The sequence below is a fragment of the Gilliamella sp. wkB178 genome, from assembly GCF_001690705.1.
GTDB classification, from domain to species: domain Bacteria; phylum Pseudomonadota; class Gammaproteobacteria; order Enterobacterales; family Orbaceae; genus Gilliamella; species Gilliamella apicola_K.
Map to the genome: position 1 here is coordinate 18870 of NZ_LZGK01000011.1, position 14309 is coordinate 33178.

Consider the following 14309-nt stretch of genomic DNA (forward strand, 5'->3'; position numbering starts at 1 on the left):
TATGAAAAAAACGTTATTGGCTATTTTATTAGCAAGCAGTGCATTTATGGCACAAGCGGCTGAAACGCTAACCATAGGTACTGAAGCGACTTATGCGCCGTTTGAGTTTACTAATGATAAAAACGAAATAGTAGGATTTGATATTGATGTCATCAATAAAATTTGCGACGAAATGAAAGCCTCATGTAAAATCGTCAATCAATCATTTGATGGTTTAATTCCTAGCTTAAAAACTCGCCGTATTGATGTTGCCATTGCGGGTATTGATATTACACCTGAACGCCAACAACAAGTTGATTTCACCAAAGTTTATTATGATGACAGTTCAATCCAATTTATTACTCTAAAAGATACTTTAAATAATTTGGATCAATTAAAAGGTAAACGTGTGGGCGTTCAAAAAGGAACTACTTATTCAAAATATTTGAATGAAAAATACCCGGACGTGAAACCAGTTAGTTACGATAGCTATCAATTTGCTTTTTTAGATTTGAAAGCTAAACGTATTGATGCCATCGTTGCTAGTTCTTTTGTTGCTGGTGATTGGTTAAGTAAAGATGCTGATATCGTACCATTAAGTGACAAAATTACTGATCATGAATTTTTTGGTGAAGGTTTAGGTATTGCTTTACGTAAAGGCAATGATCAACTACTTAATCAATTTAACCAAACCATAGATAAACTTAAAGCTAATGGTGAATTAGACGCTATCTATAAAAAATGGTTTAACAAATAATTAGTTATAATTAAATTCGCTATACTATTGTGATCTCGCCGCATTATACTGCGGCGAGTTTATTTTTTAATTTAACCACGGTTTTTTTATGTCAGACTTTTTAGCAAATGGAATGAATTGGTTGCTACCCTCTTTAGATGGGTATATCTTGCCACTAACTCAAGCAACGTTAATTACATTGTCCTTGGCTTTTGTGTCATTGATCGTTGGAATGATCTTTGCTTTTATTTTTACTATGTTAGAATCGGCGCCATTCAAACCTGTTGCCTGGTTAATGTCGTTATTTAATTTAACCATTAGGGCGTTGCCTGAATTATTAATCGTGGTTGCAATTTATACCGGATTACCGTTGTTATTAATGGCATTAGATGATGGTATGACCATTTCACTTGGTTTTACCTCATTTAATTTACAAATCCATATTAGCAATACCCAACCTAATCCTTTCTTATGTGGTGTAATTGCACTATCGTTACTGTACGCGGTGTATGCTTCACAAACTTTGCGTGGCGCCTTAAAAGCTATTTCTAGTGGGCAAAAGCAAGCTGCTCAAGTGCTTGGATTAAGTAAATCCCGTACTTTCTTGCGTATTATTATGCCGCAAATGTGGCGTCATGCTTTACCAGGACTAAGTAATCAGTGGTTAATTTTATTAAAAGATACGGCGCTAGTTTCAGCAATAGCTATTGATGATTTAATGATGCAAACAAAGACCATCATTGCCAGAACCAATCAACCGTTTCTCTGGTATTTTGTTGCCATGATCATCTATTTAATTATCTCTATTTTTAGTCAGCGTGTTATTCAAAGAATCGAAAAACGAGCCGTCTATTTTGAACAACCTAACTCAGCTAATAGTTAATAAGGTCATAATATGTCAGATACTTTTATTTACTACCTTAAGATCATTATCCAAGGTCTACCCGATACCTTAAGTTTAGGCATTTTAGGTATCTTATCGGCTGGACTATTAGCGATTATTTTTTCTTGTTTATTATCCTTGAATTCTTGTATTTCCAGTAAAATTATCCGTACTTATATTACTATCTTTACTGGTTCACCGTTATTAGTACAACTGTTTTTAATCTATTATGGCCCATCACAATTTGGTGACGTTTTAAGTAAAATCCCAACATTTTATAATCTGATTTCCTCACCTTGGTTTTGTGCTTATTTAGCTTTAACCCTAAATAGTGCTGCTTATACTACGCAAATTTTTTATGGGGCGTTAAAATCTGTTCCTCAAGGACAATGGCAAGCTTGTGAAGCTTTAGGCATGAATAAACGACAAACGCTGAAAGTGGTATTACCTTATGCCTTAAAACGCGCGCTATCTACTTATTCAAACGAAGTGGTGTTTGTAGTTAAAGGTACAGCATTAGCATCAATGATCCCAGTTATGGATGTTATGGGCTATAGTAACCAATTAAATGGTGAATATTATGATTTTTCTATTTTTATTGCTGCTGGACTAATATACCTCTTGATAAACGGTTTATTAAGCACCATTATGAGGATAATAGAGAAAAAAGCCCTCACATTTGAAAACTAATATGAGCCAATTTGATTCGACAAACTTCTTAAAAACAGTCCCACATAAACCAGGCATTTATCAGATGTTTAATGATAAAGAGACCATTATATATGTGGGCAAAGCCAAAGATCTTAACAATCGTCTCAAAAGCTATTTTAACAGTAGCAAAAAAACCCTAAAAACAGATAGGTTAGTTAGTCATATCCAGCATGTTGAATTTACGATAACTAACACCGAAACCGAAGCTTTATTACTCGAACAAACCTACATTAAAAAATATCAACCGCGTTATAATGTACTGTTGAAGGACGATAAAAGTTATCCTTTTATAAAACTCAGTAAGGAACGTCATCCACAACTATCGCTATATCGTGGTGCAGTTAATCGTAAAAAAGATGAATTTTTTGGCCCTTATCCTAGTGGTTATGCGGTAAAACAAATATTAGCTTTGTTACAAAAAACTATTCCGATAAGGCAGTGTTTAAACACGACTTACCGTAATCGCACCCGCCCCTGTTTACAATATCAAATTAAGCGTTGTTTAGGGCCATGCGTGCCTGGTTTAGTCAGTGATGAAGATTATCAAGAACAAGTTAATTATGTTAGGTTATTTTTATCTGGTCAGTCAGATCAAATATTACAAAAAATAACCGAAGATATGCACAAAGCCAGTCATGATCTCAATTTCGAAAAAGCAGCGGTGTTGCGCGATCAATTGCAAGCTATCAAACATATTAATGAAAAACAAGCTATCTATAATAATAATGATAACCTTGATGTTATCGGCTTCCATTATGAATTAGGTTTAGCTTGTATTTATGTATTATTTATTCGTAATGGTCAAACTTTTGGGCACCGTTCTTATTTTCCTAAAGTACCGTCAAATACTGAACTGGAAGAAGTAATTGAGACCTTTTTGGGGCAATTTTATTTGCAAGGCAATCAGAATCGGAATATCCCTAAAAAGATCTTACTTAACTATTCCCTTTCCGATAAACAACCGTTGGAAGATACACTGTCACTTTTAGCAGAACATCAGGTTAAATTAGTCGATGAACCCAAAGGTGATAACCTAAAATTACTCAATATTGCCACTATGAATGCGCAAACTGAAGTTAAAAATAAGTTACTAGAGAATTCTTCCATAAAACAACGCTATGATGCTCTTAAAGCCTTTTTACACATCGATAAAATCAACCGGATGGAATGTTTTGATATCAGTCATTTTATGGGTAAAAATACTATAGCATCTTGTGTGGTTTTTGACGAAAATGGTCCGGTTAAATCTGAGTTTCGTCGCTACAATATCACTGGGATTACTCCCGGTGATGATTATGCGGCAATGGAGCAAGTTTTAACTCGTCGTTATAGTAAAAAAGATCTGCCAGATGAAAAAATTCCCGATATTATCTTTATTGATGGTGGTAAAGGCCAATTGAATCAATCATTACAAGTATTTGCGAATTTGGATGTAAATTGGGATAAATCTCACCCTATTTTAGTCGGGGTGGCTAAAGGTGCCGAACGTAAAGAAGGATTAGAAACACTGTTTTTTGAAGCACATGGAACGGGGCATTATCTTAATGATCATTCCCCTGCTCTTTTACTGATTCAACAAATTCGTAATGCTTCGCATGATCATGCCATTGGTGGACAACGCAAGAAAAGCGTCAAACAACTAACCGATAGCGCTTTAGAACATATTGAAGGTATCGGCGCAAGAAGGCGTCAAGCGTTACTTAAGCATTTTGGGGGACTAAGAGAACTAAAAAGTGCCAGTATTGATGAAATTGCTCAAGTTCAAGGCATTTCAAAGTCTCTTGCTGAAAAAATATATCTAAATTTACAACAATAACACATTGAAAAATTAACATTTTTCAGGCAACATAAGCATAAGAAAACACTGTTTTTTAATTATCCCTAATTATTTGATTAATAAAATAAAATAGAGTCTATGTCGCATGAAAATCAACTTCCCTACAGTTTTAACATTATTTAGAGTTATTTTAATTCCTTTTTTTGTGTTGGCATTTTATCTATTTTCACATGAATGGTCTGGTTTTTTTTCGGCTTTGATTTTTCTTATCGCTGCAGTTACCGACGTATTAGATGGTTACATGGCTCGCCGTTTAGGGCAAACCACCCGCTTTGGTGCCTTTTTAGATCCCGTTGCTGATAAAATTATGGTAACTATCGCTTTGGTATTAATCACACAATATTACCAAGCATGGTGGATTTCCGTTCCGGCAATTATTATTATTTCGCGTGAGATTATCATTTCCGCTTTGCGTGAATGGATGGCACAGATTGGTAAACGTAATAATGTTGCAGTTTCATCAACTGGGAAAATCAAAACTATCGCTCAAATGACGGCTTTAACATGGTTATTGTGGCGCCCTTGTGATCTGGTTATTTATGCCGGTTTAGTTGCATTATTTATCGCCACAGTGTTAACCATACTTTCTATGTGTCAGTATTTATGGATCGCCCACAGTGATTTATTAGATGATGAATAATTCTGGTTATAGTTTTAATTAAAAACAATCGCCAAAAAATCATTATTTAAACTTAAATGCAGCAGTTTTATTGTAAAAGCAGACAAACATTAAGCAATCGTGCAATTATTTGCATTTTTTTATTGACTGAATGCATAAGATGGGTAAAATGCACTGCATTCAAAGCGATGTTGTAAATAATATCAGTTTTGAGCCCGGGTGGTGAAATCGGTAGACACAAGGGATTTAAAATCCCTCGGCCTTTTTGGCCGTGCGAGTTCAAGTCTCGCCCCGGGCACCATTTAAGCAACACTTCTTATGCGGGAATAGCTCAGTTGGTAGAGCGCAACCTTGCCAAGGTTGAGGTCGCGAGTTCGAACCTCGTTTCCCGCTCCAATTCAAAATGTATAAAGCAGTACCGAATGATACAACTCAATGATTTTAAATAATTTATTTAGTGTTTCACACTGTACTGAAATATACTAAAATGTACCTACAGGTACTAATATTTAGTACACTTTTTACTTTTCAAGTAAACTCTTATTCCATATAATAATTCTTAAAGATGGGTACTTAATACGTTATATGCTTTCTTAGAACAAGTCTCTTTCCCACTAACACTATATATAGGTCTACAATACACAAGCTCATTGAACGCTGCTATATATACAACTCCATGTATTGTACTACTCATTAATTTTTTCTTATTTAAAGATACAATTACCTTACGCAATATAATTGGTGTAATAGTTAGTACAAAAGGAATTTGTTCATGTAAAAGGTCACTTAAGTAGTGACAGTGAAGAGGTTTAAAAAAAATGGTGTCTTTTAGGTAAAGGTATAGCATTACTGGAAGCATGGGCTGTATCACAAGACTTAAATGAGGGTAAATTAGTGCGTATCTTGGCTGACTGGGAAGAACCTGGCGCAACTATTAACATTTTATATCATCAGCGACAATATACATCAAAAAAAAGTTAGTGTTTATGCTCAATACCTTTTTCAATGTTTTAAACAGTCATTGTGATTTCCTTAACAATGAGAACTTTTATAATTTTACTGTATAACACTCATGTAAAAAAATATACTCCATATTGTTAAAAGACATAATAATGTTTTCTATACAAATAAAGGACAAATAAAAACCCCGAATTATTCCGAGGTTTTAGATAGCTGAGCTAAAGGAAAACTAGCCTAGTATAATATTATTTTTTATCAAACAGTTGTTCGCAAGAATAACCAGTTAAATCCTCAACAACTGATTTTGTTTCAATAGATAAATCACTAGGTTTACCGTCAGATTGTAAGACATCAATTGCATTAATTAACAAATTATGAGTTTGTTTATTTAAATTAAATGTTTGAGTTACTAATAAAGCTAAAAAAATCAATGTTCCTGTACCTAAAAACAAAATTAAAGCTATAGTGGTTATTGCCTCTGGTGATTGAGTAGCTTGTTTTTCGACAAAACCACCAAATTCTAAAATCAAACCTACACAAAAAGTTGATATAGCCACTGTAGTTTTTCTACAGAATGTCATCACCGCAGCAAATAATCCCTCTCTTCTTTTTTTAGTTATCATTTCATCCACATCTGGAATAAATGGGAATATATTCCATGGGGTAAATTCCATAAGACATCGTCCTATTTGATAAACAGTTCCAATAATGAATAAGAATAATATTTTTGAAGATGGGTTGAAATAATAAATCATATAAGTCAGTAACAAGCAAATTAACATAATAATGTATGCGCTAGTTAATAATTTTTTGGGGCCAAATTTAACAAATGCAAAACCTGCTATTAATGTTACTGGTAAGCCAATTATACTCAAGGATAATACACTACCAGCAATGGATGCACTGATAGACAAACAATACACACAAAAGAAAACAAATACGGTGTTATAAATATCTTTCCCTGTAAAAGAAAGTAGATATATAGCAAGATGTTTTCTAAAAGCTCTTACTTTGAGAGTTGACAAATACTCTTTGAAAAGATCTAATACAAATTTAATAGGATTGGATTTATTTTTATTTTTACTTTCAAGCTCCTTTTCCATTTCTTTGGTAATAGGTCTTTCCCATGTGGAGCAATATGAAATAATGACACATATGGCAAAAAATATAGCAAAAAATAATCCATTATAAAAATAAGCCATTGCATTATTTTCTCCGAATTTAGCTATTAATAATCCAGGAACAAAGGTAGCTAAAAAGGTACCTATAGCAGAGATAAACATACGGCATGTAGACAATTTTGTTCTTTGACTATAATCAGTAGTCATTTCTGATGGTAGAGTTTCCCAAGGGATCATAACCATAGCAACTATAATTTCAAATGCTAAGTAAACGGCTAAATAATATAAGTAGCTCATACCTTGTATCCAAAGCAAAGCATAAACTAACATTAAAGGTGCACCTATTATAAGAAAAAATCTTCTTCTCCCAAATTTTTTACCTAAGATATTTTTATAAAAATGATCGGTGATACTTCCCATAAATAAACAAATAATAGCATCTATAATTCTAGCTATCGCCACAATTGAACTAGCTTCTATGGGAGTTAAACCGACAAAGACGGTGAAAAAATAAAGTAGCCAAGCCCCAATAATGGTGAAAGCTCCACCACCAATTATATCAATCATCCCGAAACCTATAGCTCTAGGGATAGTAATAAATTTATTTTTAGTTTTCATAATTTTCCTTTCATTTATTAAATTATCTCTAATTATTTGCCACTAATTTTATAGCAAAAGTTCTGATTTCATATGCACCAACAGTTACATTTATACTCTTCGTTTGTTCTTCATGAGTGATGAAATTTTCCATTAAATCACATTCTCTCCACCAAAGAATATTATAATTTGATGTAAGAATGACTGCTTGTTTACCTCCTGAATAATCATGAATTCTAACTATTAGCCAATCTCCATGTTCCGCTTTTTTAATAGTATCTATTTGTATAAATGGATTATTAACATTTATAGGTGACATGATTTCCCCCTTATCATGTTGTAATGAACCATTAAATATTCTTAATGGATCATTTAAAGACCATGCTTCAGGAACAACGGCAGCAGATTGCCATGAATCGGTATGAGGAAACAAAGAGTAAATAAATTGGTGTTCACCCTGATCGGCTTTAGCATCAGGGCTTATTGCTGATTTGATTAAGGTTAGTTGAATTATATTTTCTCTAATGCTATGACCATATTTACAATCATTTAATATAGCAACACCGTAACCGAATTCAGACAAATCAGCCCATTGATGGGCTACACTTTCAAATTTTGCATAATCCCAACTGGTATTCCATGTGGTTGAGCGTTTAACATTACCAAATTGTATGTCATAAGTTGCTTCTGTCGCTCGAATATTCACTGGGAAAATAGTTTTCAGTAATTTATTATAGTCATTCCAAACAACTTCTGTAATAAAATCTATTCTACGATTAGCTGTATAAACACGCATTTTTTGTTTAATTTGGCTGTTATTGAAACGCCATTTAAACGTTACTTCAGCTAAAAGTTCACCAATTTCAGTAAGTTCTATTGATTCAATGCTAGTAACTGGTTGATGTTTTTGTATATGAAAAATTTCAATATCCCATGCATCATACTTCATAGGTTTATCTTCATATATTGTTAAAACATTACCTACATCTGCTAATACTTCCCTAGAATTTTGTTTGTCATATATACTGGTAATATGTCCGTAATGATTCCACGTAATAAGATAAATTGGTGTGTCTAAAGTATTTGTTGCATATTTAAAATTACTTGATTCATTTTCGTCACATAAATTATGTGGCTCGTATTGAATCGTTATGCCACTTAAAGAATAAATTTCTGGAATTTCAACAAAATAGCCATCATTAAGCATAGTTCGTTGCACCGATAGCTTATTATTGTTAGAGTTTTTAAACGAAACATTCTCCAAATTATTTTTCCAGAAAATTACATTATTAAATCTACTCCAACTACTATTATTAAAAATTGTTATCTCACCCATACTATTAGTATTTAACAAAGGTTCTAATAGTCTTTCGGTGGTTACATTATATTTTTCATATAATTCAGTAAATTCTAATTTTACATCTTTATATACTTCTGCAATTGAAGACCCAGGAATAATGTCATGAAACTGGTTTTTAAGAATAGTTTTCCAATATGAATCAAAATCTGATTTAGGGTAATTTTGCCAATTATTATCAATTATTGAATTAACAACACCTAGCCATTCAGCAAACTTCATATCAATTTCAGATCTTCTATTTAATTTTTTTACTTTAGCCTGACTAGTATATGTCCCCCTATGGGTTTCAAAATAAAGTTCTCCATCCCATACATGAAAATAAGCTGAACTATTTGATATGTTTTCATCCAATTGGTGAAAATATTTTTTTACACCGCCAAATTCAATAGTTGGGAGACTTGGCATTTTTTTAAACGTTTGTAACAATTCAAGCATAGATTCATTCGGGCCACCACCCCCATCGCCATACCCAAAAGGTAACAACAATGTATCGGTTAGTCCTTTATCTTTATAGTTATCATATAAACCTTGTATTGACTTAGCATTTACAATTCCATTGTAAGTATAACGAGGGTATCCTTCTTCTGGAGTGGTCACAAAATGAGCAATAATTTCACTACCATCTATTCCTTTCCATTTAAAAGTATCATGGGGAAGCTGATTGAATTCATTCCAACTTATTTTTGTTGTCATGAAGTATTTTATTCCTGATTTTTTTAATATTTGTGGTAATGCCCACGAATATCCAAATACATCTGGAAGCCACAAACATTCTGGAGTAACACCAAATTCCTTCTCCATGAAATTTTTGCCATAAATGATTTGGCGAATAAATGATTCACCAGATGGTAAATTACAATCAGCCTCAACCCACATAGCTCCATCAACTTCCCAACGCCCTTCTTTAATTCTAGTTTGGATTTGTTGGTAAATATCAGGATAATCATTTTTCAAAAATTCATATAATTGAGGTTGTGATTGAAAAAAATAATAATCATCAAATTGATTCATTAATTTCAACACAGTCGAGAATGAACGAGCGCTCTTTTCTCTTGTATGTTTTATTTGCCATAAAAAAGCTAAATCAATGTGTGTATGCCCAACGCAATGAATTTTTATAGGTGGCTTTATCGCATTTGCAGCATAATGATCATTGATATATTCATTAGCTAATTTTATTGAATCATAAAAAACATCATTTCCAGGATTGGTCCAATCAATTAACAAATAAGCATTATCGAGTTGATTAAGTAATTTAGTATAATAAGGATCATTTGTAGAAATTACTTCTAGCGTTTGCATAATTGCTGTAGAGGTTACTAATAAATCATGAGTGGCTTTATCTCTCACTCCAAATGCGATGTTTTTTATACTATTACCAACGTGAAAAGCTTCAAAATGTTGCCTAACTTTACCTTCAAGTATCCCAGACCAAATTCTAATATCAAACTCAATTGTTTGACCTGAAAAATTATCTGGAAATGATATAACATGATGATTTTTATCTAAGCCATGCCATGGTTTTTGGTTAATATAAAGTAATGCTTCAAATTCATCACGTAGAGCTGGAAGGGAAAAATCGAATGTACCGATAAGTGTATATAATTGAGAGTTAATTTTGGGAAATGTATGTATTGTTTTTAACCAAACGTAAATATCTTTTTCTAACCAAGTATATCCTTTTTTCTCAGTTTTCCATCCTGAAAAATCTTTATCAGGGGGACGAGTTCCATTCGTCCCTGCTCTATCATAACAAATGTCTACTTCTTCTATTGATTGAACATCTCTTAATTCATATTTACTTAATTCTTCAATTCGTTGCTTCAATTTTTTTTGAGTAAAAAACATGATAACCTCCATGACTATAATTCTTTAATTCCGTATCATTCAATGAGGTAATCTCTTTAAAAATGTTGTTTGTAATTTCGACTACATTCCATATTTTTGTTTTTCAAGAGATTCCCATATTCCCATTAAATAAGTCACGCCTAAAGCTCTATCATATAATCCATAACCTGGACGGCCTGTTTCTCCCCAAATAAATCGACCATGATCAGGTCTAATATATCCATTAAATCCATTATCATGTAATGATTTCATTATTTTATACATATCTAATGAACCATATTGTGATGGATGAGCGGACTCATAAAAGTCTTTGTCTTTAATTAATTTTATGTTTCTTACATGCGCAAAATGAAGACGTTTACGTTGAGTAAATTCAGCTAAAATTGCATAAACATCGTTATTAGGTTCTTCAGCAATGGATCCTGTACATAGCGTGATACCATTAGCTTCTGAGTCAACAGATTTACACAACCAATCTAAATCTTCTCTATTTTTAATAATTCTTGGTAAACCAAATATTGAATAAGGAGGATCATCTGGATGTATTGCCATTTTTATACCAACTTCTTCACAGGTAGGTATTATTTTTTTTAGAAAATATACCAAATTTTCACGTAACTTTTCGTCATCAACATTTTTATATTTGGCAAATAGTTCTTGTACTTTTGCCAAACGCTCAGGTTCCCATCCTGGTAAAGCAAAACCATTTGAGTTATTTAAAACTTCTTTAACTACCTGATCTAAACTTTTATCAATACCTTTTTTTTCGAATGCCATAGTAATAGAACCATCTGGTAATACATATGACATATCAGTTTTCATCCAATCAAAAACAGGCATAAAATTATAACAAATAACTTTCACCCCAAATTCAGCTAAATTACGGATAGTTTGTATATAATTACTGATATAGTGATCCCTACTAGGCAAACCTATTTTAATATCATCATGAATATTTACACTCTCAATAACTTCCATCTTCAAATTAGCAGCATAAGCTTGTTCTACTAATGCTTTTATTTTTTCTTTAGGCCAAATATCACCCACATTAACGTCATATAAAGCACCTACAACTCCCTCAACACCTGGAACTTGACGAATATATTGTAAGGAAACCTTATCTTCTGTTTCTCCAAACCAACGCATTGTCATTTGCATAACGATTTACTCCAATCCATTTATTTTATATTGATTCATTATTACAACGATCTAATTCGTCTATGTTAATTAAATTTAATTAATAATCAAGTAGTTATATAAAATAGCTTACATTATTTACTTTCTTTAGTCTCTAATAATTCTTTAGCTATTAATAATCCTCCTATAATACCTGCTTCATTACCTAACGCTGGTGTCACAATATATTGATCGACATTAGGCAAATCAAAATAATTATTAATTAGTGACACAAATTGTGATTTAATTTTGTTTAATAAATTAGCATTATTCATAACACCACCACCTAAAATAATTAATTCAGGTGCTATAGTTAACGTGTAATTGGCGATAGCTTGAGCTAAATAATAAGCTTCAAATTCCCATGCAATATGATTGTCAGGCAATTTAGAAGGAGTTTTATTCCAACGTTTAATAATTGCTGGCCCTGATGCCAATCCCTCTAAACAGTCCTTATGGTAAGGACAATTTCCAGAAAATGTGTCATCTTTTTTTCTATTAACAAAAATATGCCCCAATTCAGGATGTTGTTGATTATTAACAATACTTCTATTTATGATTACTCCTCCACCGATACCTGTGCCTATAGTTAAATAAACACAACTATCTTTACCTACCGCTGCACCTCTTTTAAACTCTGCATAAGCAGCAACATTTACATCAGTATTCAAAGCAACTTTAGGCGATATTTTATCTTTGATTGATTGCAAAATATTAAAATTCTTCCATTCAAGTTTTGGAGTTGATGTGATATAACCATATTGTTTGGACTTGGGATTAATATCAATAGGTCCGAAAGATCCTAGACCAAGAGCTTTTATTTTATGATTTGAAAAAAAATCGAAAACACTAGATAAAGTTATTTTAGGTGATTCTGTTTCAATAATGATTTTATCAATAATATTTAGTGCAGGATCCGATACTGCACAAACAAATTTTGTTCCACCGCCTTCAATTGCCCCTAACATGGAACTTTCCTCCATCAAGTAGTTTTATTTTTTTAGTTGTATATTTAATTTGAATAATTTATAACAATTTATCAAATTGGTCTAATAGATTTTAAGATGACTATCAAATTATCTATTTCTTTACTGAATTACCTAATAAATTGATTTATCCAGATGTGTTAACAAATAATTTAGAATACTATGCAAACATAATCCAATATCACCACCTACCCGATGCGCCACCACCGCCGCTGCGACCGCCACCACCATCACTACTAGAACTAGAACTAGAACTAGAACTAGAACTGTGGCTACTATAACTTGAATAGTCTTGACTAGAATTATCCCAATTACTATCTCTATACAATTTAGTTGATATACATTCACTTATATAACACAAAACTCCCATAATAATAGTAATTATGCTAGCAAATATTACGCCATAGATTAGCGAATCAGAATGGATCGCAGCCATTAATCCAAAAATCACACCCGAAAACAGGCCGATAGTAATGCTAAATTTTAATTTAGCATTACTAATCCATTTATTAACTATGACAATCAATATACCTAATAGGCCTAAACATAAAAAGCTAGAAACCAAAAATACCGAGAAGATCATTAACACAGACATCCAGCTAGGTAAAATTTTTAATAACAGCTCTTGTACCCAATACGGTAAGTTGGTTTCTAAATATTCGTCACCCAATTGTAAGCCATTACAAGTATTTATATCAAAGCCTCCAAAATAACCAGTGATGCTCAAAATAATTACTAGTAAAATACTAACTATTAGTGGTGAAACTTTTAATAATTTAAAAAGGATAACCGCCCACATATAAAAACAAGTACCAAGTATAATTGCTGCAATAATATCAATCACCCTAAAATCAGTAGGATTTTTAGCAATATAAAATTGCGTATTATCAATGGCAGGTAAAGGTTCTTGTTTTATTTTGGCAATAAGTGCATCAACTGCTATTTCTATACCTTGTTCATAACGTTCTTGCTTAAAATATGGTAATAAATAGTCATTAATGATATTTTTAGTTGTTAAATCAGTTAATGTTCCTTCTAATCCATAACCCACTTCAATGCGTACAGATCGATCATTTAAAGCTACCAATAACAATACCCCATCATCAATCTTATAACGTCCCAATCGCCAATGATTAAAAAGTTGATTAGCATACTGTTCTAAAGTTAATGGTGCTGTTGTAGGGATAATTAATACGGCTATTTGCGACCCCTTTGTTTTTTCGAGTGCAAGGATTTTGTCATTAATTCTCATGAAACTTTGAGGTGATAAAATACCTATCTGATCGGTCACAGCACCTTGCTTTAAAGGGAATGAAATTTCGGCATGCACAGAAGCACAACAAAGAATTATACTAAGCAAAAAGAAGCGCAAGGTATTTTTTAACATAACAGTAATCATCATATAATTAGATATTTTCATAGCCAATAATAGCAAATATGAAAAAAAGCTATATCAAAAAGAGTTTGATGCATAATATCCCTTCTCTTAATTAAAT

Annotated in this window: 10 protein-coding genes, 2 tRNA genes and 2 pseudogenes; 9 read left to right on the forward strand and 5 right to left on the reverse strand. The window is 32.4% G+C overall.

Annotated features, from left to right (window positions below; all coding sequences use genetic code 11):
• The first annotated feature begins 1 nt into the window (after position 1).
• The 9 genes and pseudogenes from A9G13_RS01525 to A9G13_RS11300 form a co-directional block, all read left to right on the forward strand.
• Positions 2 to 736 carry a transporter substrate-binding domain-containing protein gene (locus tag A9G13_RS01525; protein WP_065555861.1) on the forward strand — a complete coding sequence of 245 codons (735 nt, stop codon included), beginning with the start codon at positions 2 to 4 and terminating at the stop codon, positions 734 to 736.
• Between the two features lie 112 nt (positions 737 to 848).
• A complete protein-coding gene (gene artQ / locus A9G13_RS01530; protein ID WP_065556358.1) occupies positions 849 to 1598 on the forward strand; it encodes an arginine ABC transporter permease ArtQ in 750 nt (249 codons plus the stop codon).
• A gap of 12 nt (positions 1599 to 1610) precedes the next feature.
• The gene (gene artM, locus A9G13_RS01535; RefSeq protein WP_065555862.1) at positions 1611 to 2288 is read left to right on the forward strand and encodes an arginine ABC transporter permease ArtM; all 678 of its coding nucleotides are present in this window, start codon (positions 1611 to 1613) and stop codon (positions 2286 to 2288) included.
• Position 2289: 1 nt separating this feature from the next.
• Complete coding sequence (gene uvrC, locus A9G13_RS01540) at positions 2290 to 4125, forward strand: excinuclease ABC subunit UvrC (RefSeq protein WP_065556359.1); 1836 nt, start codon at positions 2290 to 2292, stop codon at positions 4123 to 4125.
• Positions 4126 to 4231: 106 nt separating this feature from the next.
• Positions 4232 to 4786, forward strand: a complete 555-nt coding sequence (pgsA, locus tag A9G13_RS01545) for a CDP-diacylglycerol--glycerol-3-phosphate 3-phosphatidyltransferase (RefSeq protein ID WP_065555863.1) — start codon at positions 4232 to 4234, stop codon at positions 4784 to 4786.
• 192 nt (positions 4787 to 4978) lie between these two features.
• Positions 4979 to 5066 (forward strand) — tRNA-Leu (locus A9G13_RS01550).
• Positions 5067 to 5085: 19 nt separating this feature from the next.
• Positions 5086 to 5161, forward strand: a tRNA-Gly gene (locus A9G13_RS01555).
• Positions 5162 to 5337: 176 nt separating this feature from the next.
• Positions 5338 to 5532: pseudogene (locus A9G13_RS11295) on the forward strand (DMT family transporter); the annotation flags it as partial.
• A 64-nt stretch (positions 5533 to 5596) separates the two neighbouring features.
• A pseudogene (locus tag A9G13_RS11300) lies at positions 5597 to 5746 on the forward strand (LysR substrate-binding domain-containing protein); the annotation flags it as partial.
• 224 nt (positions 5747 to 5970) lie between these two features.
• Here the strand turns inward: A9G13_RS11300 and A9G13_RS01560 are convergent.
• The 5 genes from A9G13_RS01560 to A9G13_RS01580 all read right to left on the reverse strand — a co-directional run bounded on the left by A9G13_RS01560 (position 5971) and on the right by A9G13_RS01580 (position 14200).
• Positions 5971 to 7464: an MFS transporter gene (locus A9G13_RS01560; RefSeq protein ID WP_065555864.1), complete on the reverse strand. Its 1494-nt coding sequence runs from the start codon at positions 7462 to 7464 to the stop codon at positions 5971 to 5973.
• Positions 7465 to 7492: 28 nt separating this feature from the next.
• On the reverse strand, positions 7493 to 10651 hold the full coding sequence (locus tag A9G13_RS01565) for an alpha-mannosidase (protein ID WP_065555865.1): 3159 nt from the start codon (positions 10649 to 10651) through the stop codon (positions 7493 to 7495).
• An 81-nt stretch (positions 10652 to 10732) separates the two neighbouring features.
• Entirely contained in the window at positions 10733 to 11809 is a 1077-nt protein-coding gene (gene uxuA / locus A9G13_RS01570) for a mannonate dehydratase (RefSeq protein WP_065555866.1), read from the reverse strand.
• Between the two features lie 113 nt (positions 11810 to 11922).
• The gene (locus A9G13_RS01575) at positions 11923 to 12795 is read right to left on the reverse strand and encodes an ROK family protein (protein WP_065555867.1); all 873 of its coding nucleotides are present in this window, start codon (positions 12793 to 12795) and stop codon (positions 11923 to 11925) included.
• A 199-nt stretch (positions 12796 to 12994) separates the two neighbouring features.
• Positions 12995 to 14200, reverse strand: a complete 1206-nt coding sequence (locus A9G13_RS01580; RefSeq protein ID WP_176701935.1) for a TPM domain-containing protein — start codon at positions 14198 to 14200, stop codon at positions 12995 to 12997.
• Between the last annotated feature and the right edge of the window lie 109 nt (positions 14201 to 14309).